21 protein-coding genes are annotated in these 24,816 nt (G+C 66.5%); 9 read left to right on the forward strand and 12 right to left on the reverse strand.

From position 1 onward, the window contains the following. Positions 1-16: 16 nt before the first annotated feature. Together VX037_RS22030 and glgB are read left to right on the forward strand one after the other, a co-directional pair. Positions 17-2,017, forward strand: coding sequence for a maltotransferase domain-containing protein (locus tag VX037_RS22030; RefSeq protein ID WP_328715865.1), 2,001 nt, complete (start codon positions 17-19; stop codon positions 2,015-2,017). Further along, a complete protein-coding gene (gene glgB / locus VX037_RS22035; RefSeq protein WP_372475245.1) occupies positions 1,941-4,265 on the forward strand; it encodes a 1,4-alpha-glucan branching protein GlgB in 2,325 nt (774 codons plus the stop codon). The genes VX037_RS22030 and glgB overlap by 77 nt, the downstream gene beginning before the upstream one ends. Before the next feature lie 219 nt (positions 4,266-4,484). On the opposite strand, the gene VX037_RS22040 is transcribed toward glgB, so the two are convergent. The 5 genes from VX037_RS22040 to VX037_RS22060 form a co-directional block, all read right to left on the reverse strand. After that, positions 4,485-5,408 (reverse strand): tetratricopeptide repeat protein, encoded by a 924-nt coding sequence (locus VX037_RS22040; RefSeq protein WP_235725209.1) that lies wholly within the window; start codon positions 5,406-5,408, stop codon positions 4,485-4,487. Between the two features lie 70 nt (positions 5,409-5,478). Further along, positions 5,479-6,708, reverse strand: coding sequence for an MFS transporter (locus tag VX037_RS22045; protein ID WP_235725186.1), 1,230 nt, complete (start codon positions 6,706-6,708; stop codon positions 5,479-5,481). A gap of 29 nt (positions 6,709-6,737) precedes the next feature. After that, a complete protein-coding gene (locus tag VX037_RS22050) occupies positions 6,738-7,043 on the reverse strand; it encodes a thiamine-binding protein (RefSeq protein ID WP_235725187.1) in 306 nt (101 codons plus the stop codon). 14 nt (positions 7,044-7,057) lie between these two features. Next, a complete protein-coding gene (locus tag VX037_RS22055) occupies positions 7,058-7,417 on the reverse strand; it encodes a DUF3817 domain-containing protein (RefSeq protein ID WP_235725188.1) in 360 nt (119 codons plus the stop codon). Positions 7,418-7,482: 65 nt separating this feature from the next. After that, a complete protein-coding gene (locus VX037_RS22060) occupies positions 7,483-8,688 on the reverse strand; it encodes an acetyl-CoA C-acetyltransferase (protein ID WP_328715866.1) in 1,206 nt (401 codons plus the stop codon). 81 nt (positions 8,689-8,769) lie between these two features. Here VX037_RS22060 and mce point away from each other — a divergent pair, with 81 nt between their 5' ends. Then, positions 8,770-9,261, forward strand: a complete 492-nt coding sequence (gene mce, locus VX037_RS22065) for a methylmalonyl-CoA epimerase (protein WP_328715868.1) — start codon at positions 8,770-8,772, stop codon at positions 9,259-9,261. Between the two features lie 77 nt (positions 9,262-9,338). Then, entirely contained in the window at positions 9,339-10,385 is a 1,047-nt protein-coding gene (locus VX037_RS22070; RefSeq protein WP_328715869.1) for a hypothetical protein, read from the forward strand. Between the two features lie 62 nt (positions 10,386-10,447). On the opposite strand, the gene nucS is transcribed toward VX037_RS22070, so the two are convergent. From nucS to VX037_RS22085, 3 genes are all read right to left on the reverse strand, one after another. Further along, a complete protein-coding gene (gene nucS / locus VX037_RS22075) occupies positions 10,448-11,131 on the reverse strand; it encodes an endonuclease NucS (protein WP_287015101.1) in 684 nt (227 codons plus the stop codon). 36 nt (positions 11,132-11,167) lie between these two features. Next, positions 11,168-12,652: a glutaminase A gene (gene glsA / locus VX037_RS22080; protein ID WP_287015102.1), complete on the reverse strand. Its 1,485-nt coding sequence runs from the start codon at positions 12,650-12,652 to the stop codon at positions 11,168-11,170. Positions 12,653-12,725: 73 nt separating this feature from the next. After that, a complete protein-coding gene (locus tag VX037_RS22085) occupies positions 12,726-13,970 on the reverse strand; it encodes a helix-turn-helix domain-containing protein (protein WP_235725194.1) in 1,245 nt (414 codons plus the stop codon). Between the two features lie 167 nt (positions 13,971-14,137). Between VX037_RS22085 and VX037_RS22090 the strand changes: the two genes are divergently transcribed. After that, positions 14,138-15,982, forward strand: coding sequence for a flavin-containing monooxygenase (locus VX037_RS22090; RefSeq protein ID WP_235725195.1), 1,845 nt, complete (start codon positions 14,138-14,140; stop codon positions 15,980-15,982). Between the two features lie 72 nt (positions 15,983-16,054). Here the strand turns inward: VX037_RS22090 and VX037_RS22095 are convergent, their stop codons facing one another. Beyond that, positions 16,055-17,092 (reverse strand): aliphatic amidase, encoded by a 1,038-nt coding sequence (locus tag VX037_RS22095; protein WP_235725196.1) that lies wholly within the window; start codon positions 17,090-17,092, stop codon positions 16,055-16,057. A 204-nt stretch (positions 17,093-17,296) separates the two neighbouring features. On the opposite strand from VX037_RS22095, the gene VX037_RS22100 reads away from it, so the two are divergent. The 4 genes from VX037_RS22100 to VX037_RS22115 all read left to right on the forward strand — a co-directional run bounded on the left by VX037_RS22100 (position 17,297) and on the right by VX037_RS22115 (position 21,019). Then, positions 17,297-18,373 (forward strand): AAA family ATPase, encoded by a 1,077-nt coding sequence (locus VX037_RS22100; RefSeq protein WP_235725197.1) that lies wholly within the window; start codon positions 17,297-17,299, stop codon positions 18,371-18,373. Next, positions 18,363-18,788, forward strand: coding sequence for a MarR family winged helix-turn-helix transcriptional regulator (locus VX037_RS22105; RefSeq protein WP_266061161.1), 426 nt, complete (start codon positions 18,363-18,365; stop codon positions 18,786-18,788). The genes VX037_RS22100 and VX037_RS22105 overlap by 11 nt, the downstream gene beginning before the upstream one ends. Before the next feature lie 150 nt (positions 18,789-18,938). Next, a complete protein-coding gene (locus VX037_RS22110) occupies positions 18,939-20,021 on the forward strand; it encodes a substrate-binding domain-containing protein (RefSeq protein WP_266061160.1) in 1,083 nt (360 codons plus the stop codon). A 134-nt stretch (positions 20,022-20,155) separates the two neighbouring features. Continuing rightward, positions 20,156-21,019, forward strand: a complete 864-nt coding sequence (locus VX037_RS22115) for a universal stress protein (protein ID WP_266061158.1) — start codon at positions 20,156-20,158, stop codon at positions 21,017-21,019. A gap of 39 nt (positions 21,020-21,058) precedes the next feature. On the opposite strand, the gene VX037_RS22120 is transcribed toward VX037_RS22115, so the two are convergent. From VX037_RS22120 to mdlC, 3 genes are all read right to left on the reverse strand, one after another. After that, positions 21,059-21,238, reverse strand: a complete 180-nt coding sequence (locus VX037_RS22120; protein ID WP_328715871.1) for a thiamine pyrophosphate-dependent enzyme — start codon at positions 21,236-21,238, stop codon at positions 21,059-21,061. Between the two features lie 75 nt (positions 21,239-21,313). Further along, complete coding sequence (locus VX037_RS22125) at positions 21,314-22,813, reverse strand: IS1634 family transposase (RefSeq protein ID WP_442903734.1); 1,500 nt, start codon at positions 22,811-22,813, stop codon at positions 21,314-21,316. 122 nt (positions 22,814-22,935) lie between these two features. After that, positions 22,936-24,558 carry a benzoylformate decarboxylase gene (mdlC, locus tag VX037_RS22130; RefSeq protein WP_328715873.1) on the reverse strand — a complete coding sequence of 541 codons (1,623 nt, stop codon included), beginning with the start codon at positions 24,556-24,558 and terminating at the stop codon, positions 22,936-22,938. Positions 24,559-24,816: the final 258 nt, after the last annotated feature.

A 24,816-nucleotide genomic window follows, 5' to 3' on the forward strand; every position in this document is an offset into this window, starting at 1 on the left:
TGAGAGGAGGCCGCCGGTGATCGGGCGGATGGGGATCGACGATATCGCGCCTCTGGTGTCCGCCGGGCAAGTGCCGGCGAAAGCTGTTGTCGGTGAGCTGATCCCGATATCGACCACGGCGTGGCGGGAAGGTCACGACGCGATCGGGGTGACCGTGCATGTGGACGGTCCCGATCGACGCAGCCTGGACGTGCGGATGGAACCGGCGAGCGAACCCGATGTGTTCAACGCAGCCTTCGTCCCCGACGCCGTGGGCTACTGGGTGTTCCGGATCGAAGCGTGGAGTGACCCGTATACGACGTGGCGGTCCGCGGTACTCAAGAAGGTCGATGCGGGTCAGGGAGCCGGTGACCTCGCCAACGACCTCGAGGTCGGCGCACGGGTCCTCACCGATGCCCGCGATGTGGTTCCGGTCGACGCCCTGGAGATCCTCGACGACGCCATCGACCAGTTGCGCGCCCGGCGCCGCCGGGTGGAGAACCGGATCAACCTCGCCGTCTCCGACGAGGTTGCCGACCTGCTGGCGACGTATCCGGTCCGCGAACTGGTGACCAAATCGCGGTCTTACCGGGTGTGGGTCGATCGACGTCGCGCATTGTTCGGATCGTGGTACGAGTTCTTCCCGCGGTCTACCGGCGGGTGGGACAACGAGGGCCACCCGGTGCACGGAACGTTCCTGACCGCCGTCGACGACCTGCCGCGCATCGCGGGGATGGGGTTCGACATCGTCTATCTGCCGCCGATCCATCCGATCGGCAAGGTCAACCGCAAAGGCCGCAACAACACGCTTGTCGCCGGTCCCGACGATGTCGGCTCACCGTGGGCGATCGGCTCCGACGAGGGTGGTCACGACGCCATCCATCCGGCGCTCGGTACCCGGGAGGATTTCGCGTACTTCATCGCCCGGGCCGCCGAACTCGGCCTGGAAGTTGCCATCGATCTGGCGCTGCAATGCGCACCGGACCATCCGTGGGCCCGCGAACATCCCGAGTGGTTCACCACCCAGCCCGACGGCACGATCGCGTTCGCGGAGAACCCGCCCAAGAAATATCAGGACATCTATCCGCTGAACTTCGACAACGACCGCAACGGCCTCTATCGGGCGGTGCTGACGATGGTGCTCGGCTGGGTCGACCTGGGTGTCAAGATCTTCCGCGTCGACAACCCGCACACCAAACCCCCGAACTTCTGGGAGTGGCTGATCACCGAGGTGAAGAAGCGCAACCCGGAGGTGCTGTTCCTGTCCGAGGCATTCACCCGACCGGCGCGCCTGTACGGACTCGCGCGCATCGGCTTCACGCAGTCCTACACCTACTTCACCTGGAAGACCGAGAAGTGGGAGCTCGAACAGTTCGGACGCGAGATCGCCGACCACGCCGATGAGGCACGACCCAATCTGTTCGTGAACACGCCCGACATCCTGCACGCCAGTCTGCAACACGGCGGCCCGGGCATGTTCGCGCTGCGGGCCGCGCTGGCCGCCACACTCGCACCGACCTGGGGTGTGTACAGCGGATACGAACTGTACGAACACGTTGCCGTCGCCGAGGGCAGCGAGGAGTATCTGCACTCGGAGAAGTACGAGCTCCGGCCGCGCGACCACAAGGCCGCGACGAGCCGAGGCGAGTCGTTGGAGCCGTGGATCACCAGCCTCAACGAGATCCGGCGGCGCCATCCCGCATTGCAGCAACTGCGTCACATCACCTTTCACCACATCGACAATTCCGCGCTCATCGCCTACTCGAAATTCGACCCGGTCAGCGGTGACCGGGTCATCGTGGTGATCAACCTCAACCCGTTCGGTACCGAGAGCTCGACCGTCTGGCTGGACATGCCCGCGCTGGGCTTCGAATGGCAGGACCGTTTCACCGTCGTCGACGAGGTCTCCGGTCAGGAGTTCCATTGGGGGCAGGCCAATTACGTGCAGCTGGAGCCATGGCATGCGGTGGCGCACATCCTCGCACTCCCGCCCCTGGACACCGCCGCGGCCCGACGACTCGCCTACCGGATGCAGTGAGGTTGATGTGACCACCACCGACAACGGCCCCCGCCCCGAACCCTCGGCGTCGGATCACGACCTACGCCGACTGTTCAGCTTGACCCATCCCGACCCGCACGCCTTCCTCGGCGCGCACGAGGCGTCGGGTGGATGGACCATTCTGCGGACGCTGCGTCCGGACGCCACGACCGTCGTCGCGGTGATCGGCGGGGTCGATCACCCGATGGCGCGCCAAAGCGACGACCTGTGGGTGGTCGCGGTGCCGTACTCGGATCTGATCGACTATCGACTTCGGGTGACCTACCCGAACGCCCGCGGCGGGAATGACGAGTACGTCGTCGCCGACGGCTACCGGTTCCTGCCGAGTATGGGCGAACTCGACATCCATCTGTTCTCCGAGGGTCGCCACGAGTCGCTGTGGGATGTCCTCGGCGCACGGATCGTCTCGTACACGACGCCCGACGGCGAGGTACGCGGAACCGCCTTCTCGGTGTGGGCGCCCAATGCGCACGGTGTCGCGGTGATCGGCGATTTCGACAACTGGACCGGCCGGCAGGCACCCATGCGGATGATCGGCAGCAGCGGTGTCTGGGAGGTCTTCATCCCCGATGTCGCCGCCGGTATGCGCTACAAGTTCCGCGTCCATGGCGCCGACGGCGTGATCCGCGACAAGGCCGATCCGATGGCCCGGCAGACACTGCCACCACCGTCGACGGTCTCGGTGGTCGGCGAATCGTCGTACACCTGGTCCGACGACGACTGGATCGCCCGTCGTGCGGCCACCGACGTCGCAGCCGAACCGATGAGCGTTTACGAGGTGCACATCGCGTCATGGCGTGCAGGTCTGTCCTACCGGGAACTCGCACACCAACTCGGCGACTATCTCGTCGAGAAGGGTTTCACCCACGTCGAGTTCCTGCCGGTCGCCGAGCATCCGTTCGGCGGATCGTGGGGGTATCAGGTCACCTCGTACTACGCACCGACCGCACGCTTCGGCTCTCCCGACGACCTGCGCTATCTGATCGATCACCTACATTCTCTGGGCATCGGTGTGATCGTCGACTGGGTACCGGCGCATTTCCCGAAAGACGATTGGGCGTTGGCCCGATTCGACGGGACCCCACTGTACGAAGACGGCGACCCCATGCGCGGCGAGCAGTTGGATTGGGGCACTTACGTCTTCAACTTCGGCCGGCGCGAGGTCCGCAACTTCTTGGTCGCCAACGCGCTGTTCTGGTTCGACCAGTTCCACATCGACGGCCTGCGCGTGGATGCGGTGGCCTCGATGCTCTATCTCGACTACTCCCGGCCGGCCGGCCAGTGGCGACCCAACATCTACGGTGGTCGCGAGAACCTCGAGGCCGTCCAGTTCCTGCAGGAGACCAACGCGACGGTGCACAAGCACTTTCCCGGCGTGGTCACCGTTGCCGAGGAATCCACCGCGTGGCCGGGCGTGACCCAGATGACCAATCTCGGCGGCCTCGGATTCACCTTCAAATGGAACATGGGGTGGATGCACGACACCCTCGGCTACCTCGGTCGCGACCAGATTCATCGCAGCTTCCACCACCACGAAATCACCTTCTCGCTGATGTACGCGTGGAGCGAAAACTTCGTGTTGCCGATCTCCCACGACGAGGTGGTGCACGGCAAGGGCACCCTGTGGAGCCGGATGCCCGGCGATTCGTTCACCAAGGCCAGCGGGGTCCGGGTGCTGCTGGCCTACATGTGGGCGCACCCCGGCAAGCAACTGCTGTTCATGGGCCAGGAGTTCGGTCAGACCGGTGAGTGGGCCGACAACCGCAGCCTCGACTGGTTCCAGATGGAGGGATGGGAAGGCGAACTCCACTCCGGCATCTCGGCATTGGTGGGCGATCTGAACCGGGTCTATCGCGCCAGCCCGGCTCTCTACAGCCAGGACACCACCCCTGACGGCTACGAGTGGATCGACGCCAACGACACCGCGAACAACGTGATCAGCTTCCTGCGGTTCGGCCGTGACGGCTCGGTGATGGCGTGTCTGTTCAACTTCTCCGGCAGCGAACGCGCCGACCACCGCGTCGGGCTACCCCGGTCGGGGACCTGGAACGAAGTCCTCAACACCGACTCGACCGACTACAGCGGGGCGGGCAAGGGCAACCTCGGCAGTGTCGTCGCCGATGGACCCGGCTGGCATGGGCGCGAGACGTCGGCGCAGGTGACGATCCCCGCCAACTCGGCCGTCTTCCTGGCGCCCGCGGAGGCTCGTCCCACCACCACTCCCTGACGAGGGCCACACCCGCGAACGCCCCGCAACCACCACCCGCTCACAGGAGGGCCGGGCCCGTCACCCCCGCCCCCTGATGACGGCCGGAGCCTGCGGAGGCCCGTCACGAAGGGCATCGCAACCAAGCTTCCTCGGCTGCCGATCGACGGAAAACGCCGCCCAGTCAACGAAAAGCGGCGCCCAGTCAACGAGAAACGGCGCCCAGTCGACGGATAAGGATCAGTAGAGCGCGGTGGCCAGCTTCCGGCGCGCCGAGACGACGAATGGCTCCGCCGGGTCGAAGAGCTCGAACAGCTCCAGCAACCGGGTACGCGCGCGAGTGCGGTCGTCGCCGGCGGTGACCTTCACGACCGCGATGATCCGGTCGAAGGCGGCCTCGGGCTGCTGGGCGAGCAACAGTACGTCGGCCGCCGCCAGCTGAGCGTCGACGTCGGCGGGCGCGGCGGTATCGACGATGGCCGGGTCATGGGCCTGCGCGCGCAGCACGAACTCGAGGTTGCGTGCGGCCGATGCCGCCTCCACGTTCTGCGGCTCGGCTTCGGCGATCGCCCGATAGTCGTCGAGTGCACCGGCGAAGTCGCCCGCGTTGAGCTTCTCCTCGGCGGCGACCATGCGCGGATCGTCGGCTTCCGGCTCGGCGTCGACTGGGGCGGCGCCGGGCAGCACATCACCGAGTTGGGAGAGGATCTCCCCCACCCACTGGGAGATCTCGGCCTCCGAACGGACGCCGTTGAACGCCGCGACCGGCTGCCCCTGCGCGATCGCCACCACCATCGGGATGGACTGGGCACGGAACGCCTGCGCGATCCGGGGATTGGCGTCGACGTCGACCTTGGCCAGCACCCAGCTTCCCTGCGCCTGCCCGGCCAGCTTCTCCAGCACCGGCGACAGTTGTTTGCAGGGTTCGCACCACTCCGCCCACAGGTCCACCAGCACGAGCTGCTGCTGTGATCGCGCAAGCACCTCGGTCTCGAACGTTGCCTCGGTGATGTCGAGGACTGCCCCGCCATGCGCAGCTCCCGAGGCCGGTGCACCGTCGTCGGTCGGCGGTGCCGGGCGCGGGGTCTGGTTGGGGCGCTGCGCCTGCTGTCGCTGCGCGTCGGCACGTTCCTTGAGGGCGGTCAGGTCAACCGCTCCCGACATGGCGACGGCCGCCGCCTGCTGCCGGGCGGCTGCGGCCGCCTGCTGCCGATTCGTTGGTCGAGTCACCCCTCTAGTGTGTCATGCCGCGATCGCGGGGAGCTTCCGCGGCGGCCGGTGCACGGACCACGCCCGCCGCGGCCGCAGCAAAGGCGAGGGCACCCACCGCGACGAGCAGGCCGATGCCGAGACTGGTACGGCTGCTGATGAACCCGACCACCGCCGGACCGGCGAGCATTCCCAGGTAACCGCATCCGACCACCAGGGAGATGGCGCGTCCGCTCGATTCGGTCGTCAGGTTGCCCGCAGCGGTGAAGATCTGCGGGATGAGCCCGGCCAGGCCGATACCGAACACACTCCATCCGGCGATCGCCCATCCCACTGACGGCGCGAGAACAGCCATCCCCATGCCGACGAGGCCGATCAGGGCACCGACGCGCACCACCACCATCGGTCCGACCGCCGCCGCGATGGGATCGATCCCGAATCGCGCGACGGTCATCGCTGCGCTGAACGCACCGAAGGCCACCGCGCCGAGCGATTCGGCAGTACCGAACGTGTCGACCACGTGCAGGGCGCTCCAGTCGTAAGCGGTGCCCTCGGCAAGCATGAGCGCGAATGCCACCGCCGCCAGCAGGACCAGTCGCCGACGATCGATCCCGCGCCACCAGCGGCCAGACGATTCGGCCGGCCGTGACCCCGACGGTGTCCGCATCGAGGCATCCACCGTGACCAACAGGTGTGCACTGGTGATCGCGGCGACGGCGAACCCGACGATCGTGGCCGCACCGACCGTGGCAATGACACCGACATCACGCCAGAGGGTGAGTGCCACCACGCCCGAGCCGATGAGGCTGCCGATGGAGAAGAATCCGTGAAACGACGACATGATGGGCCGGTCGTACCGCCGCTCGACGGCCACTGCCTGTGCGTTCATCGAGACGTCGAGAGCACCGTTGGCGAAACCGAACCCGGCCAGCGCCAGGGCCAGGGTCGCCAGGTCGTGCGCGGCCACCGGGCCAAGGATCACCGCGGACAGCACGGCTGCGGCGACTGTTGTAGTTGGTTTCGATCCCCATCGATCGATGATCGGTCCGCACACCTGCATGCCGACGAACGCGCAGCCCCCGAGCAACAGCAACAAGGCGCCGAGCTGATCCTCCGACACCCCGGTCCGATTCACGATCACCGGGATGTGGGCGACCCACATCGCTGCCAGAAAACCGTTGAGGGCAAAGACCGCGGACGCCGCGGTGCGCGCTCGGCGGTCACGAGTCGTCGTGTCGGCGCGAGTGGACCTCATGGCGCCATCGTGTCAGTCCGGCTGCCGGGTCAGTCCAGCAGCCGGTCGACGCGGGCGACCTTGCCGGCGAGTTCGTCCGTGTGGCCCGGACGGATGTCGGCTTTGAGGACAAGGCCGACGCGCGGCGCCTGGGCCGCGACGGCGTCGGTGGCACGTTTGACCACCGCCATCACCTCATCCCACTCGCCCTCGAGATAGGTGAACATCGCGGTGGTCTGATGGGGCAACCCCGATTCGCGCACCACGGCCACGGCCGCAGCAACCGCAGCGCTCATCCCGCCGTCCGAGTCGACGGCATCGCCCCCGGAGGGGCTGAGGCTGAAGGCGACGATCATCGCGCCACCACTCCTCAGGCGGCCACGCGCTGCGGCGTGGTGTCCGCCGACAACTCGGCCAGATGACCATTGCGCTGCGCCCACCACTCGAACACCAGGGTGCCGAAGGGCGGGATCGAGGACACCAGCGCCCATGCCGTGACCTTCAGACCCCACCGCAGCTGCACTGCGGTGATCAATGAGACCACCACGAACACGACGAAGACGATGCCGTGAACCATCCCCGGGATCGCCACCGCCTCCTCGTGGCCGAGAACCCATTTGAAGAACATGGCGATCAACAGGGCCAGCCACGTGATGGCCTCGAGGACGGCGACCAGTCGGAAGCGCTTGGCCGGAGTGGTGAGATCAAAGAATTGCGACATGTGTCCCATTGTGCCGAATCGGACAGAAAACTACGACGATGTGTAGTAGAAATCTCGCCAGAGACCGTCGGGGCTCAACTCTTGGGCACCCGCACGATCAAGGCATCGCCCTGGCCACCGGCCCCGCAGAGCGCGGCCGCACCGACGCCGCCGCCGCGTCGCTGCAGTTCCAGCGCCAGGTGCAGGGTGATGCGGGCACCGGACGTCCCGATCGGATGCCCGACCGCGATGGCCCCGCCGTTGACGTTGACAATCTCCGGGTCGACGCCGAGCTGCTTGGTGGAGGCGAGTCCGACCGCCGCGAAAGCCTCGTTGATCTCGATGAGATCGAGATCAGCGGGCGTGATACCCGCCCGTGCGCACGCCTTCTCGATCGCGTTGGCGGGCTGGGCCTGCAAGGTCGAGTCCGGTCCGGCGACCACGCCGTGCGAACCGATCTCGGCGAGCCAGGCCACCCCCAGTTCGGTGGCCTTCGCCTTGCTCATCACGATGACTGCGGCCGCACCGTCGGAGATCTGCGACGAGTTGCCCGCGGTGATGGAGCCGTCCTTACGGAAGGCCGGTCGCAGCCCGGCCAGCGAGTCGGCGGTGGTGTCGGCGCGCACACCCTCGTCCTCGGCGAACGAGATCGGGTCACCCTTGCGCTGCGGAATGCCGACCGGAACCACCTCGTCGGCGAAGACACCGTTCTTCCACCCGATCGCCGCACGCTGGTGGCTGCGCGCCGCAAATTCGTCCTGCTCGGCCCGGGTGAACCCGTCGGTGTCGTTGCCCTGTTCGGTCAACGCACCCATCGGCTGATCGGTGAACGCGTCCCACAGGCCGTCGTAGGCCATGTGATCGACGAGTTCGGTGTTGCCGTACTTGAAACCATCGCGGCTACCGGGCAACAGGTGCGGGGCCTGCGTCATCGACTCCTGACCACCGGCGACCACGCAGTCGAACTCGCCGGCCCGGATCAGCTGGTCGGCCAATGCGATCGCGTCGATGCCCGATAGACACATCTTGTTGATGGTCAATGTGGGCACATCCCACCCGATGCCCGCCTTGACCGCGGTCTGGCGGGCGGGCATCTGGCCGGCTCCGGCGGTGAGGACCTGACCCATGATCACGTACTCCACGGCCGAGGCGGGCACTCCCGAACGCTCCAGCGCGCCCTCGATGGCCACGGCGCCGAGATCGACGGCACTGAAACCCTTGAGTGAGCCCTGCAGTCGACCGAAGGGCGTCCGCGCCCCGGCGACGATGACCGTCGAGAACTGATCGGTGGACGTGGACATATGAGGACCTCCAACATCGGCCGAGCAGGCAGACCGAGCGCCCGCTCTGTGAGCTTCTACCCTCAACGCTACCGTTAGGACATGAGCACCTCAGCAGCAGACCCCGCAGCCTCGGCGACCGCCGTCATCGCCGACCTCGTCACCGCCATCGACCATGTCGGGATCGCGGTCCCCGATCTCGACGCAGCCAAGAAGTGGTACCTCGACCATCTCGGCTTCGCGACGCTGCACGAGGAGACCAACAGCGAACAGGGCGTCATCGAGGCGATGGTCGGCCCGCAGTCGGCCAGTTCCACTGGCGGCGCGGTGATCCAGCTGCTCGCCCCACTCAACGACGAATCGACCATCGCGAAGTTCCTCGACCGCAACGGACCGGGACTGCAGCAGCTCGCGGTGCGGGTCACCGACGTCGATGCCGTCACCGAGCGTCTCACCGCAGCTGGCGTGCGAGTGCTCTACCCGCAGCCGCGTCGTGGCACCGCGGACTCGCGGATCAACTTCGTGCACCCGAAGGACGCCGGCGGGGTACTGCTGGAATTGGTCGAGCCTGCGACCGGTGCCGCAGCGCACTGAACTGCCTGTGCACTGATCGCCGCAGCTCACCGATTCCTGAGGTCGCGGCGGTTCGCCTCTGAGTTAGACTGTGCCGCATGTCAGCTCCGGCACCGCGAAACCTCCCGTTCGCAGTCGTCATGCGTGGTTTCGACCGTGAGCAGGTGACCGAACATCTGCAACGGGTTGATGCCGAGTTGCGGGTGCTCGCGGCCGATCGCGACGCCGCCACCGCGAACGCGCACGAACTCGTCGCGCACCTCGAGGAAGCCCGCGACGAGATCGAGGAGTTGCGCCGTGAGGTCGACAAGCTGTCGGTCCCGCCGACCACTGCGCAGGGGATGAGCGAGCGTCTCGGTCGCATGCTGCAGCTGGCGTCCGACGAGGCCTCCGAGATCCGCGCGGACGCCGCCGCCGAGGCGGCCGAGCTCACCTCGATCGCCCGGCAGGAGGCGGCAATGGCCCGCGACGATGCCGAGTCCGACGCCACACGCATCCGCGAGGAGGCGCAGGAGACGGCTCGCAAGACCATCGCCAAGGCCGACGAGCACGCCCGCAAGGTCCGCGAGGACGCCGACGCGTTGGCGGAACGGTCTGCGGAAGAGGCGGACGAAGCCGCGCGACTCATCGCCGAACGGACCGCGGCGATGGAAGCCGAACACAAGGAAACGATGACCGCCGCCCGCGACGAGGCGCGGCGGATAGTCACCAAGGCCAAGGGCGAGGCGGCCGAACTCGAGCTACAGAGCACCCGCGCGCGCCAGTCCGAGCGCGAGCGCCATGATGCCGAACTCGCCGCGCAGCGCGACCGGGCCCGCCATGAGGCGCAGCGGATGAAGGACACCGCGCAGGAGATCGCCATCGAGCGACTGGCGCGATCCCGGGAACTCGCCGCTCAGGCCGACCAGGCGCGCAAACAGATCGCCGAGCAACTGAGCCGGGTCCGTGATGAGGTGGCCAAGCTGCCGGTGCAGTTGTCCGAACGGCATCAAGACCTCGCCGACCTCACCGAGACCGACGACGCGGAGCTACTCAACCGCGCACTGTCCGCGCAGTCGCAGATCAAGCGTTCGGGCGCCAACGGAACAGGTGCGTCGTCGAGCGCATCCCCGGTCGGAGCCGGCGGCGAGGCGTCAGCACGCTGACCCTGCACTGATCGCGGACGGGCGACGCTCTTCGAAACGGCTGCGCAGAGCGGCTGCCGGAGTCAGAACAGTCGGAACTCGGTGCTCTCGGCACCACGCAGTTCGTCGTAGTCCAGAACCAGGCACCGAATTCCGCGATCCTCGGCAAGGGTGCGGGCCTGCGGTTTGATCTGCTGCGCGGCGAACACCCCGGAGACCGGGGCCAGAATCGGATCCCGGTTGAGCAACTCCAGGTAGCGGGTGAGTTGCTCGACGCCGTCGATCTCCCCCCTCCGCTTGATCTCGACCGCCACCGTCGCCCCTTCGGCATCCCGGCACAACAGATCCACCGGGCCGATCGCGGTCATGTATTCGCGACGGATCAGTGTGTGTCCGGTGCCCAGCGTGTCGACATGTTCGGCCAACAGTTCTTGCAGATGCGCCTCGACCCCATCCTTCACCAGGCCTGGATCCACCCCGAACTCGTGGGCCGAGTCGTGTTCGATCGAGGCGATGGTGATGCGGAGCTCTTCGCCGGTCTTGTTGGTGACCACCCAGTAAGCCTCGGCCTCGACCCCGTCGGGCACCGGCGCCTCGGTCATCCAGCACGGCGGGCTCATCCAGTTCAGCGGCTTGTAGGCACGGTCGTCGGCGTGCACGCTGACCGACCCGTCGGACTTGATCAGCAGCAACCTCTTCGCCATCGGCAGGTGTGCGGTCAAACGGCCGACATAGTCCACTTGGCATTCCGCGATAACCAGACGCACGGGGGTCAGCTTAACGGTGACCGCCCGCGCCACCGGTCACGCCCCGCCGAACATCTCGCCACGGGTGTAGCGACGTTTGAGCTGAAACGCCTCGGCATCACTCACCGCATCCTCCATCGTGGCGTGCACGTGTGGCAACGTCGGGTCAAAACCTCGAAGCGCTTCGGGCGCAATGATATCGGGGACAACATGGTCGTGTCGGTGTCGTTCTACACTGGCCCGGAGAACGCCGTCGGGGTCGACGACCATCGCCTTGCGACCGCGCTCGGCGAGTCGGTGTTTGAAGGACAACACCATCGTTCGCGCCACCGGGTCGATGATGCCGATGCGCGATATGTCGATGATCACCAGGTCGTAGTGGTCGGCGTCGGTTTCCAGGCGTCGCATCGCCGCCTCCGCGCCGGAGAAGGTCAGGTCGCCCTGCAGTTCGTAGACCCGCACGCGATCCCGGCAAGTCCGCAGGTAGCCGCGCTCGCGTTCGGTCCAGTCCGCGCCGACCTCGAACTCCCCGATGTCATAAGTGGCGCGCATGGTCACCCGGCTCTCCCGCGTCACGTTGAACATGTGCAACCCCAGATCGGTGGACAGATGGCGACAGGTGTCGATTCCCCGCACGCTGTTGCCGTGCGCATCCAGCCGCGGCGAGTACACCCCGATCCCCAGCTGCCCGGGCAGGATCGCGAGGATCCCGCCTCCCACGCCGCTCTTGGCCGGCAACCCCACCGACGACACCCAGTCCCCCGCTCCGTCGTACATTCCACAGGTGGTCATCACCGAGAGCACCCGCTGCGCCACCTCCGGAGACACGATCTGACGACCGGTGCGCGGATTGACTCCACCCGTGGCGAGCGTGCAGCCGATCACCGCGAGGTCGTCGGTGGTCACCCGCAGCGAACACTGCCGCAGGTAGAGATCGAGCGCCGCCTCCGGATCGGCGTCGAGAACCCCGAAGCTGTCGAGCATGTAGGCGATCGCCCGGTTGCGGGCACCGGTACGCCTCTCGGACCGATAGACCGCGTCGTCGATGTGCAGTCGCCGACCCGCGCATGCCGAATAGAACGACACGAGGTCGTCGAAGACGGCGTCGACAGTCCGGACCTCGGGGGATTCGCTGTCCATGGTTGCGGAGTCGGCGTCGCGGACCTGCGGCAACAACAGCGACGCGGACATGATCGCACCCGCGTTGATCATCGGGTTCTTCGGTCTGCGAGCACCGTCCACGCTGATCTCGTTGAACGCCTCCCCCGAGGGCTCCACGCCGATCTTGGCGTCGACCTCCCGCGGACCGAGCCGCGTGAGCACCAGCGCGTAGGTCAACGCCTTCGAAATCGACTGGATGGTGAACTGCTCGGCACTGTCGCCGTGGGAGTAGAGATGCCCGTCGTGCATACACAGCGACAACCCGTAACCATCCGGGTCCACCCGCGTGAGTTCGGGAATGTAGTCGGCGACCGCGCCCGCCCGATCGGTGGCGCACAGAGTCATGATGTGGCGGAGATATCCGTCGACAGGGGTGCTCACCCACCGAATGTAGCGAGCCGACGCGCCCCGGCCCGAGTTACCCGACGCGCAGAACGCGCCGGGTGGCGTCCGGTCAGCCGACGGACGCGTCGGGGCCGTGGTCGACCCGAGCCGAGACACCAGCCACGAAGCGATAGGGGTTGGCCGCGAGCAATCCACCGAGATGCTTTCGCAGCCGGGACATCTCAGCCCGCACCGTGATCGTGCGATCGTCGACGCCGAACAGGTGCCGCGACATCTGCGCTGCGCTGCAGCCGTCGGGATGGTGCGCGAGGAGCGCCAGGATCTCCGCGTGCCGGGGCGACGGTGTGATCGTCCATTGCCCGCTGCTACCGGTCACCGTCACCGACGGTGACCGGCGATCACGCCAGTCGAGGTGCAGCACCGTCTCCGACGCCACGGAGTCCACCGCCGCGACCCGCACCAGCCAGCCACCGGGCAACGGATCGAGGTCGCATTCGCCCAGGCTCCGCACCCAGACCCGGCCGGGTTCGGCATGGCGGGGCAGACTCAGCCGGCTGCACGGTGTGACGGCGTCCACCGCCGCCACCCATCCATCGTTGTCCACCGCCAGCGCAGGACTGTTCAGGCGCGAAAGCATCGGCGCCGCGACGGACCGGAGCTGATCGAGCGAGCGACGGTGGTGGTCACGCAGGTGCGCCTCGGCGAGCTTGGCGACCACGTCGACCAGGGCGACGGTGGTCGGGTGGATGGTGGCTGCCGGCCCGCTCACGTCGACGACGCCGATCAGATCACCGGTCCGCGGATCCCGGATCGGCGCCCCGGCGCACGTCCACGAATGGTGGGTGCGCACGAAGTGTTCCGCGGAGAAGACCTGCACGGCGTGGCCGGACATCAGTGCGGTGCCGATGGCGTTGGTGCCGACCGCATTCTCTCCCCAGTTCGCACCCTCGACGAACCCGAGTCTGTCCGCCCGGTGCATCACTCGCGGCGCCCCGCTGCGCCAGAGCACGCGCCCGTGCGCATCCGCGACGACGAGGATGTTGTCGCCATCGGCGATCACCGAGTCGAGCCCGGCGGTGAGGTCGTCGAGCACGGGCGCCAACCCGGAGTCGAGTCGGCGGGCCTCGAGGTCGGCGACGTCGAGACCGGCCCCGGCGGCTCCGACATCGGGATCAACCCCGGCGTGCAGTACGCGATCCCACGACTCGCCGATCACCGATCGCGGCCGAGCGGGCATCTTCTCACCGGCCATCGCGGCGTCGTACACCGCACAGAGCAGCTGTGCGTAGTGCCGCGGGTCGTCGGCCGCGGACACCGCGGGCTCGATTCCGGCGTGCGCATCAATTGTCGACACACCTCGATTGTGCTCCGGATCACAGCCGCGCCGCAAAATTCGATCGGGGTTGCAGAGGGTTGCAGCCGCTCGACCCTGGGTCGCAACCCGATGCAACCCTTTCGCAACAACCTAGGCGCACGGTGTGCTGTGGATCACACAGAGCAACGTCAACCCGAGGAGAAACCATGACCCAGACCTTGGAGCCACCGGTCACCGGGACCGTGAACGACCCACAACAACGCGTCGACATCTGGCTCACCGAATTCGAGGCCGCCCTCGTCGCCCGCGACGTGGCCCGCGCGACCGGCCTGTTCGCCACCGACAGCTTCTGGCGCGACCTGGTGGCGTTCACCTGGAATCTCAAGACCGTCGAAGGTCGCGAACAGATCGGCGACATGCTGAACGCGCGTCTCGACGACACCGCTCCGCACGCGTTCCGGACGAGCGAACCCCCAACCGCCGACGACACAGGCGTGGTCACCGCCTTCATCGAGTTCGAGACCGCAACCGGGCGCGGCGTCGGGCACCTGCGCATCAAGCCCGACGACGAGCAGGGCACGGATCTCGGGTGGACGCTGCTCACGACGTTGCAGGAACTCAAGGGACACGCGGAACCGGCCGGTCCGACCCGCGTGATGGGTGCCGTACACGGCTCCGACCCCGACCGCCGATCCTGGGCACAGAAACGCGACGATGAAGAGGCTGCGCTGGGCCGGACCGTCCAGCCGTATGTTCTCGTGATCGGCGGTGGGCAGGGCGGTATCGCGTTGGGGGCGCGCCTGCGTCAGCTCGGCGTGCCCTCGATCGTGGTCGATCGACACGACCGCCCCGGCGATCAGTGGCGTCAGCGGTACAAGTCGCTGTGCCTGCACGACCCGGTGTGGTACGACCACCTGCCCTATCTCCCGTTTCCCGACAACTGGCCGGTGTTCGCACCCAAGGACAAGATCGGCGACTGGCTGGAGTTCTACACCAAGGTGATGGAGGTGCCGTACTGGAGCAAGACCACCTGCACCTCGGCGTCCTACGACGAAGATGCCGGGCAGTGGACCGTCGAGATCGACCGCAACGGCGAGCCGATGACGCTGCATCCCACCCAGTTGGTGCTCGCGACCGGCATGTCGGGCAAGGCCCACGTGCCGACGATCGCCGGGCAGGACGTCTTCGCCGGCGACCAGCACCACTCGAGCCAACATCCGGGTCCGGACGGTTACGCGGGCCGCAAGGTGGTGGTGATCGGGTCCAACAACTCCGCTCACGACATCTGCAAAGCCCTGGTGGAGAACGGGATCGACACGACCATGGTGCAACGGTCGTCGACCCACATCGTGCGGTCGGATTCGCTGATGGAGATCGGCCTCGGCGCCCTCTACAGCGAGGAGGCGGTGGCGTCGGGGATGACCACCAAGAAGGCCGATCTGACCTTCGCGTCCCTGCCATACCGAATCATGCACGAATTCCAGATTCCGCTCTACGATCAGATCCGCGAGCGCGACAAGGACTTCTACGATCGTCTCGAGGCCGCCGGGTTCGATCTCGATTTCGGCGACGACGACTCCGGGCTGTTCATGAAGTACCTGCGTCGAGGGTCCGGTTACTACATCGACGTCGGCGCGTGTGAGCTGATCGCCGATGGCTCGATCACGCTCGAACACGGCGAGATCGACCACCTCACCGAGCGCAGCGTGATCCTCGCCGACGGCACCGAACTCCCGGCCGACGTGGTGGTCTACGCGACCGGGTACGGCTCGATGAACGGCTGGGCGGCCGACCTGATGGGCCAGGACGTGGCCGACCGCGTCGGCAAGGTGTGGGGCCTGGGGTCTGACACCACCAAGGATCCCGGCCCGTGGGAGGGCGAGCAGCGCAACATGTGGAAGCCGACACAGCAGCCGGGCCTCTGGTTCCACGGCGGCAATCTGCATCAGTCACGCCATTACTCGCTGTACCTTGCCCTGCAGCTCAAGGCCCGCTACGAGGGCATCCCGACGCCGGTGTACGGCCTGCAGGAGGTCCACCACCTCAGCTGATCACGACCGACCGGGAGATCATCGCGCCACCGCGCCGGGTCCGCCACGAGCGGGTCCGGCGCGGTTGCATCGTCAGGCCTCCATCACCTTCTCGGTCGGCAGGTCGTAGACCGGGCACTCGGCAACCCCGATCGTTTCGCGGGTGATGGCCTCGACCTGTCGCTGGGTGGCCTCGGCGTCGGTTACCCAATTGCGGTAGAAGTCGAAGGGGCACTCGGCAACCCCCTTGTCGCCATCGCCACCGGCGAGTACACCCGTGTAGCCACGGTGGAGCAACTTGAACAAGTGGTTCTGCGACTGATCGTGGCGGCGGGCGTCACGGATCGTGGACAACGACAACTGCGCGTACTGCACCCCGTACTCCTCCTCGCCGCATTCGCCGAGGGTGCGGCCATCGAAGCCGATGATCGAGCTGTGCCCGAAATAGGAATACACACCGTCCCACCCGGTGGCGTTCGCGACGGCGACGTAACAGTTGTTGGCCCAGGCCATCGCCTTGGCCATCAGGACCTGCTGGTCCTTGGCCGGATACATGTAGCCCTGCGGCCGGACGACGAGTTCGGCGCCCTTCATCGCGCAGTCCCGCCAGATCTCCGGATAATTGCCGTCGTCGCAGATGATCAACGAGATCTTGAGACCCTTGGGCCCGTCGGTGACATAGGTTTGGCTGCCCGGATACCACCCCTCGATCGGCGTCCATGGCAAAATCTTCCGATACTTCTGCACGATCTCGCCTTCGTCGTTGATGAGCACGAGCGTGTTGTATGGCGGCTTGTTCGGATGGTCTTCGTGCCTCTCCCCGGTGATCGAGAAGACACCCCAGGTCCCGGCCTCCCGGCAGGCGGTGGAGAAGATGTCGGTTTCGTCGCCGGGAACCGTGGCGGCGGTGGCGTACATCTCGTCGTTGTCGTACATGATGCCCTGCGTCGAATACTCCGGGAACACAACCAGATCCATGCCGGGTAACCCGGACTTCATGCCGCGCACCATCTCCGCGATCGCTTTGGCATTGTCGAGGACCTGCTCGCGGGTGTGCAACCGGGGCATCTTGTAGTTCACCACCGCGACGCCGACGGTGTCCGGGCTCGATGAGATGTCGCCGTGACGCATAACAACTCCTTGTTGTGGTTGATCGTGAACTGATGTCGTCGTAGCGGAAATTACTTTCAAACGGAAGCTTGTCCGCGCTCGACACATAACCGGTCCGGTGTTGCCACAAAGTTTCCACGCCATGGAGATCACATGAAGCGCGCGCACGGTGGGCGCACGGGCCGCAGATGATCTACTTTCAAACGGAAGCGAAGGAGGAAGACCATGTCGGGACACGCCGCGGTGAAGTTCTCCGACCTCGACACCACGAACGGATTCCGCCTCGGTGACCTGCGCTCCCCGGCCTACCTCGCCGCCTCGCTGCGAGGGTCGATCATCGGACAGGACACCGCGGTCGACGCGGTCGTGCGCGCCGTGACCATTGCCGCGGCGGGCTTGCATGATCCGCACCGGCCGATCGCGTCACTGCTCCTCGTGGGTCCGACCGGGGTGGGCAAGACCGAGCTGGCCCGACAGGTCGCACACCACATCCGCGGGGATGCCGACAACCTGTGCCGGGTCGACATGAACTCATTGGCGCAGGAGCACTACGCCGCATCACTGTCGGGCGCCCCACCCGGCTATGCCGGTTCCAAGGAACAGTTCACGCTGTTCGATCGGGACAAGGTCGAGGGCAGTCTCTCGCGTCCGGGAGTGGTGCTCTTCGACGAGGTCGAGAAAGCACACCCCACCGTGCTGCGGTCGCTGCTGCAGATCCTCGACACCGGCACCCTGCGTCTGGCTTCCGGGACCACGACCATCGACTTCCGTAATGCGATCGTGCTGTTGACATCGAACCTCGGCTCCCGCGAGGTGCACGACATGCGACGCCCGTGGCGCGAGCAACCGGCTCGACTGCTGACCCGCAACGCGCTCGACGGCGTCTTCGGCCGACGCCGGGACGAAACCCGCGTCGTGCTGGATTCGGTGCGGGCGTTCTTCGACCCGGAGTTGTTCAACCGCTTCGACGAGGTCATCACGTTCACGTCGATCGACGGCGGCGTCGCGCATCGAATCGTCGATCTGGAGGTCGACCGCCTGGTCCGCTCCCTGGCCACCCGCAATGTGCAATGTCAGGTCAGCACGGCCGCACGCGAACGGCTCGCCGAGGTCGGATTCGACCCCCGGTACGGCGCGCGAGCGCTTCATCGGGTCCTGCGACACGAGCTCTGTGCGCCGATCGCGACGCTGATGGTCCGGCCCGACCGAGACCCCGCGCGACCCGTGCGCATCATCGTGGATCGCGACGGGGACAACCTGTCGTTCTTGGATACGACCGAGGAGAGCATCGATGCCCGCTGACCCGAATCCCGACCCGATGCTGCTGCAACTGCTGCGCGCGGTCGCGCTCCTCGAGGACCAGATGGCACCGGTGTTCGATGAGCTCGGCGTCACCGCCGAACAGTGGCGGATTCTGGTGATCCTCGCCGGGGCAGAGGGCGACGGACACACGATGACCGAACTGTCCCGTCTGGCCGTGTTGCCGCCGGCCACGACCACGCGCGCAATCGACAAACTGATCTCGCTCGCCCTCGTCTACCGCCGCGTCGACCCCGCGGATCGACGGCGCGTGATGGTGTTCCTGAGTCCGCACGGCTCCGGTGCGCTCGCCGCGGTCGACGATCGCCAACGGCAGATCGAGCGCGACTTGGCGACGTCAGTCGGCTCTCGCCGGTATCTCGCACTCGGGGACAGCCTGGCCCACTTGACCCGGTGAGCAGCACCCGGCATTCACTGCGATCGCTTCCGAAGGACGACACCCGACAGACGCAAATGTCGCGCAACGACCTGATCTGTGCGAAACCCGCTGGAAACGCGTCTGGCGCACACTGGAATCGGTCTCCACAGCACACGAGGATTCACACTGATGCACCTGGGCATGGTCATTCCGCAGAGCGGTCCCTCGGGGATCTTCGGGCCGTCCTGCGCGGCGAGCGCGCAACTGGCCGTGGAGGAGATCAACCAGCGCGGCGGGATCCTCGGTCGCGAGGTCACCGTGACGACGATCGACGGTGGCGCACCGGTCGAGCAGGTCGCCGCCGCCGTCAGTACACACCTCGGCCCGAGTTGTGGATCGATCCCCCGATTCGATGCCGTGGTCGGCTGGCACACGTCAGCTGTAAGACGTCGGTTGGTCCGTGTCCTGCGCGGCGAGATCCCGTACGTCTACACGGCGGTGTACGAGGGCGGCGAAGGTGCGCGGGGCACGTTCATGACCGGCGAGGTGCCCGACGCGGCCCTGCTGCCCGCATTTGAGTGGCTGTCACAGCAGCTCGGTGCGCGCCGATGGGTGGTTGTGGGCAGTGATTACATCTGGCCGCGTGCCACGGCAGCGACGGTCACCGCGCACCTCAATGCCGACTCCTCGCCGACGCAGGTGCAATCCCAGATCTTCTGCCCACTCGGCACCTCCGAGTTCGGCGATGTTCTCGACCATATCGAGGCGTCCGGTGCGACGGCAGTTCTCGTGCTGCTCCTGGGCGAGGACGCAGTGCAGTTCAACCGTGCGTTCGGCGCCCGCGGGCTCGACGGACGCTGTGTACGGCTCTCATCACTCATGGACGAGAACATGCTGTTGGGTTCCGGCGACGGCGGTACGCGAAATCTCTACTCGGTGTCGGGGTACTTCGAGTCGCTCGCGACTCCGTACAGTCTCGACTTCGAACAGCGTTACGTGCGGCGCTTCGGGGTGGCCGCACCGCCGCTGACCTCACCGGGCGAGTCGTGCTTCGAGGGCGTGACGTTGCTCGACGAACTGATCCGTCGGGCCGGGTCCACGCATCCGCGGGCGATCGAGTGGGCTGCAGGCGAATCGCCGGTGTATACGAGTCCTCGCGGCGAAGTGCGATTCTCGGCACGGCATCTGCGTCAGGCGATGTACGTCGCGCAGGCCGATGGCCTCGAGTTCGACATCCTGGCCCAGGTCGGCGACCCATCAACGGCCGCCTGACCTCGCTCTGGCGGCCATCGCGACGGTTTCATCATTGCGCTCCACGCATCCCGCAGCGGTGAATGTGTCCCACAGCGCTGCGTGGCACAGTGGTCGCATCGTAGGATTTCACGGGCCCACGATCGGAGTACACGATGAAGTTGCTCGTCGCCTACCTGGCCACACCCGGCGGGGAGGACGCAGTCGCCTTCGGCGCATGCCTTGCCCGGACCTTCGGCGCCTCACTGGACATCGCGGTCGTCATACCTCCGGACCCGCCCGAGACCATCACGAGCGCGGCAGGGTTCGCCGAGGCGCTGGACGAAGCGGCCAGACAGTGGGTCGCCGGCGCCGCAGACCTGGTGCCCGGCGATGTCGTCGCAGAAACGCATGTCGTGGTCGACGAGCATGTCGCCCACGGCCTGATCACCGAGATCGAACGGGTCGGCGCCACGATGCTGGTGGTCGGTGCGTCCGGGGGCGGCATCACCGGGCGCCATTCGCTCGGTTCGGTCGTCAACGACCTCTTGCATTCATCACCGGTTCCCGTCGCGCTCGCGCCCCGAGGCTTCAGCCACACCGGGGCAGAGCGAATTCGCGAGATCACCACCGCGATCGGCAGTCGCCCCGGCGCCGAGATCCTCCTCGACACCGCCCTCGCCCTCAGTGCTCGCGGCGACCTCCCATTACGCCTGCTGTCGCTTGTTTCCCGCGACGACATCACCGGCCGCACCACTGACGACGAGGCGGTTGCCCGTGCCGTGGACCTCGCCAACACTTCGTTGGAGACGGCCCACAAGCGGCTGTCCGATCAGACACCGATCGCGTCCACCCTCGCTCAGGGACGCAACGTCGAGGAGGCGGTCAGCAGTGTCGAGTGGCACGACGGAGACATGATCATGGTCGGTTCGAGCAGACTCGCGGCGCCGGGCAGGCTGTTCTTGGGGGCCACAGCCGCCAAGATGATGAGCGTCCTCGCGGTTCCGCTACTGGTGGTGCCCGGACCCGACCGCGAGTGACCGCCTCGCGTCGCCGCCGTGAGCGCCCCGTCGCAGCGTTCAGAGCAACGAGGGAACCGCCGCGTTGATCGCGACTTCCAGCAGCGTCGGTCCTGAACGGTCCCGTGCTGCGGCGACCTCGGCGGCCACCTCCGCCGGAGTCGACGCCCGCACACCATGGCATCCGTATGCCGTGGCCAGTGCCACGAAATCGATACCGGGTATATCGAGACCGGGCACGCCGGGAGTGTCCTCCAGCTCCGCGAAGGCCTTGAGGATCGCGTACTCGCCGTTGCGTGCCTGAGTTTTATCAATTTAGTGCGGTCCCCGGATTGCGGTGAGGACTTCGTGCAGGTCGTCGGGTAGTGGGTCGGCGGCGGTGATGGTGTGCTCGCCGGCTTGGATTTCGATGGTGCGGTAGCGGCGGGCGGTGGTGACGAACTTCTTGATCGACCAGCCGGAGCGTTCTTCGATGACGCGGGTGACCGCGAGCGCGGCGAACACGATGGTCAGGTGCGCGTCGATGGAGTCGCGGGTGCGGTGGAAGATCGGGCGTGCCGCGAGGTCGCTTTTGGACATGCGGAAGCTTTTCTCGATCCGCCACAGCTGGTGGTAGGAGCCGATCACGAATTCCGGTGTTGGAGCGGTGATGTTGGTGGCGTAGGCCTTCCATCCGGCCAGCAGACGCGCCTTGGCTTCGAGGTCGCGGTTGACGCTCTTGTCGGCGCCGGTGAGGGTGACAAACCGGTTGCGCTTGACCGACAGAGTGCCGGCCACGACCTTCTCGGCTTTGGCGACTTGCTCGTTGATGCCACGCAGGCTGCGTCGGGCGCGATCGGCACTGTAGGCGTAGTAGACGACCTGACTGCGGCGGAAGCTGGTCTTGGCATTCGCCGGGAACGGCTGGGTCAGGATCAGGCCGTCCGGAGGAGTCTGATCGGGATTATCGTTGTGCCACTTGTCAATCAGATAGGGCACGGTGGGGATCTTCTCGCCCAGGATGAACGACAGACCGGCCGCTTCGATGGCCTGTTTGTTCGCTGCCGAGATCATCCCGGCGTCAGCCACCACGGTGATGTCATCAAGGTGGTGGGCCTTCATAAAGGCACGCAGCGTGGGCATCATCGTCGCCGTCTCGGCTTTGTTTCCCTCGAACGCCTCGATCTGCAGCGGAAACCCGGAGGCGTCGGTGAGCAGGCCGACGGTGATCTGCGGTTCCAGACGACGTTCCTTGGAGAAGCCGGGTTCACGGAACCCGTCGGCCTTGTCGGTCTCGAAATACAGCGTGGTCACGTCGTAGAGCAGCAGGCTTGCCGGTCCCAGCCGCGCATGGGCCGCACACGCCGCGGCCAGCCGTCGACGCCAGTCGGGCTCGGCGTAAACCGGTAGACGCCGATTCAGCGTCGGGTACGACATCGGGTCGATGCCGGCCTCGCCGAGCACCCGCAGCGAGTCGAGTTTGCTGGTCGGTTCGATGATGCGGGCCAGGACCAGATCGCGAAACACCTGATCACCGTCGGCCGCGGTCGCGAACCCCAACTCGTCGTAGACCCCGATCACCGCGTCGCACAGGTGACTCATCCGCGAGGACGTGATCGGCAGCGGACCAGAAGCAGCAGCCACGCCCACGCCGAGATCGAGCTCTTCCTGCCCGCCGGCGATGCGTTGTGCGGCCACGGCTTTCAACGCAGCCACCGCCGCGGAGTCATGTGCGGATCCGAGATGCTCGATATCGCGCGACCCGCGCCGCGACGAGTGCACGATCTGCACCGCCGTCGCACCCGACGCCGTCTTCACCGTCCGCACATACGCCACATCAGCAGCCTACGAACCCCGAGTTAGTGCGCAAATCCACTGCCGAACCCCCCCATCGCCGCAGGTCACAAGCTCAACGTCCACCCGCGGCCTTCGCGGTGATAAAAGTCAGGTCGCAGCGTTCAGAGCAACGAGGGAACCGCCGCGTTGATCGCGACTTCCAGCAGCGTCGGTCCTGAACGGTCCCGTGCTGCGGCGACCTCGGCGGCCACCTCCGCCGGAGTCGACGCCCGCACACCATGGCATCCGTATGCCGTGGCCAGTGCCACGAAATCGATACCGGGTATATCGAGACCGGGCACGCCGGGAGTGTCCTCCAGCTCCGCGAAGGCCTTGAGGATCGCGTACTCGCCGTTGCGTGGCACCACGAACAGGATGTCCAACCCGTGTTGCGCGGCGGTCCAGATCGACTGCACCGAATACTGGAACGAACCGTCACCGATGATGGCCACCACCGCTCGTCGCCGACCGCTGTCGCTCTCCGCCAACGCGATCCCGACACTCGCAGGCAGGTTCCACCCCAACCCGCCACTGGCAAAGGTATAGAAGGAGTCCGGCTCGGTGATCGGCCACTCCGCGTGCAGGTCGGCCAGGTTCGACGGTGACTCCTCCACCAACACGGTGTCCGCCTCGCACGCACTGCGCAACGTCGCGAAGAGTTGCCGCGCACTCATCACCGCATCCGCGGCCGTCGCGTCCGTCGGCGGGTGCGGCGCCATCCGATGCTCCTGCGGGGTCAACGCCTCCGGCTCACGCCGGTCCCGCCGCAGCGCGCCGACCAGCATCTGCATCGCGACACCCGCACTCGAGACCAGGCTGTCACCGACGGGCGCCCGTGCCGCCTCGGCAGGGTCGTCGGTGATGTGCAGCAGACGCAGGCCGTCGGGGAGGTAAGGGCCGGCCACGTATGGGTAGTACCGGAACACCGGTGCCCCGATGATCACCGCGAGGTCGTGCCCGCGCAGACGTTCGGCGAGTGGACCCGTTGCAAACGGCAGCCCACCCACGTACAGCGGATGGTCCTCGGGAAACGGGGCACGCTCTGATGCCGGCGCGGCCCACACCGGGGCCCCGACCCTCTCCGCGAGCTCCACCGCGACATCCCATGCCCGATCACGGGCGACCGCTGCGCCGAAGATCAACACCGGACGCTCCGAGTCGTCGATGGCGGTGGCGAATTCCTGCAGTCGAACCGGATCGGCGGCAACGCCGGTGGCAACCGTACGCATACCAGCGCCCCCGATCGCCGGCTTCTCCCAATCGTCGAGCGGCAGCGAAAGAAACACCGGCCCTGCCGGCGGCTGGACCGCTGTGGCATAGGCCCGCATGAACGCAGCCGGAACGTCCTCGGCGCGCACCGGTTGGTAGGCCCACTTGACCCACGGCCGCGGCAACATCTCCGGCTCAACATTGGTCAGCCACGGCTCGAGCAGCAGCATCTCTCGAGTCTGCTGACCCGCCGTCACAATCAACGGCGTCCGATTCATCGACGCCGAAATCAGGTTGCCCATCGCATTGCCCAAACCCGCCGCGGTGTGCACATTCACCAGGGCGGGATGAGCGGTGCCCTGGCTGTAGCCGTCCGCGATCGCCATGACCGAGGCCTCCTGGAGCGCCAGGACAAACCGGAAATCGGACGGGAAGTTCTTCAGGAAGGTCTCTTCGGTGGAACCCGGGTTGCCGAAAACAGTGGTCAAGCCGAGTTCACGCAGCAGTTGATGGGTGACGTCCCGGACGGTCGGCACGGCTTACCTCGTCTCGACGAAGGCGAACTTCGGAGTGCTCCTGATTTCAACGCTAAGCCATCACGGCTGCAGGTGTCGTCGAACCGCACAGAACGGTCAGAATCGCGGCCACCACGTGCCTGCAGACTGTGGATATGCCGAAGGCCCCCAACGGTGTTGGGGGCCTTCGGTCAAGGTTAGTTCGGCGGTGTCCTACTCTCCCACACTGGTTAGGGTGCAGTACCATTGGCGCTGGAGGGCTTAGCTTCCGGGTTCGGA

Origin of the sequence: Gordonia sp. Z-3 (genome assembly GCF_036233855.1) — a bacterium.
In the GTDB taxonomy this organism is placed as follows: domain Bacteria; phylum Actinomycetota; class Actinomycetes; order Mycobacteriales; family Mycobacteriaceae; genus Gordonia; species Gordonia tangerina.

Bases quoted from the DNA above. Each gene is read 5' to 3' on its own strand.
- glgB (WP_372475245.1), top strand. From the start codon at position 1,941: ATGCGGTGGCGCACATCCTCGCACTCCCGCCCCTGGACACCGCCGCGG.
- VX037_RS22115 (WP_266061158.1), top strand. From the start codon at position 20,156: ATGAAGTTGCTCGTCGCCTACCTGGCCACACCCGGCGGGGAGGACGCA.
- VX037_RS22060 (WP_328715866.1), bottom strand. From the start codon at position 8,688: ATGTCCACGTCCACCGATCAGTTCTCGACGGTCATCGTCGCCGGGGCG.
- mce (WP_328715868.1), top strand. From the start codon at position 8,770: ATGAGCACCTCAGCAGCAGACCCCGCAGCCTCGGCGACCGCCGTCATC.
- VX037_RS22040 (WP_235725209.1), bottom strand. From the start codon at position 5,408: ATGTCGGGAGCGGTTGACCTGACCGCCCTCAAGGAACGTGCCGACGCG.
- VX037_RS22100 (WP_235725197.1), top strand. From the start codon at position 17,297: ATGTCGGGACACGCCGCGGTGAAGTTCTCCGACCTCGACACCACGAAC.
- VX037_RS22070 (WP_328715869.1), top strand. From the start codon at position 9,339: ATGTCAGCTCCGGCACCGCGAAACCTCCCGTTCGCAGTCGTCATGCGT.
- VX037_RS22095 (WP_235725196.1), bottom strand. From the start codon at position 17,092: ATGCGTCACGGCGACATCTCATCGAGCCCGGACACCGTCGGCGTCGCG.
- VX037_RS22050 (WP_235725187.1), bottom strand. From the start codon at position 7,043: ATGATCGTCGCCTTCAGCCTCAGCCCCTCCGGGGGCGATGCCGTCGAC.
- VX037_RS22055 (WP_235725188.1), bottom strand. From the start codon at position 7,417: ATGGGACACATGTCGCAATTCTTTGATCTCACCACTCCGGCCAAGCGC.
- VX037_RS22105 (WP_266061161.1), top strand. From the start codon at position 18,363: ATGCCCGCTGACCCGAATCCCGACCCGATGCTGCTGCAACTGCTGCGC.
- VX037_RS22090 (WP_235725195.1), top strand. From the start codon at position 14,138: ATGACCCAGACCTTGGAGCCACCGGTCACCGGGACCGTGAACGACCCA.
- VX037_RS22110 (WP_266061160.1), top strand. From the start codon at position 18,939: ATGCACCTGGGCATGGTCATTCCGCAGAGCGGTCCCTCGGGGATCTTC.
- VX037_RS22045 (WP_235725186.1), bottom strand. From the start codon at position 6,708: ATGAGGTCCACTCGCGCCGACACGACGACTCGTGACCGCCGAGCGCGC.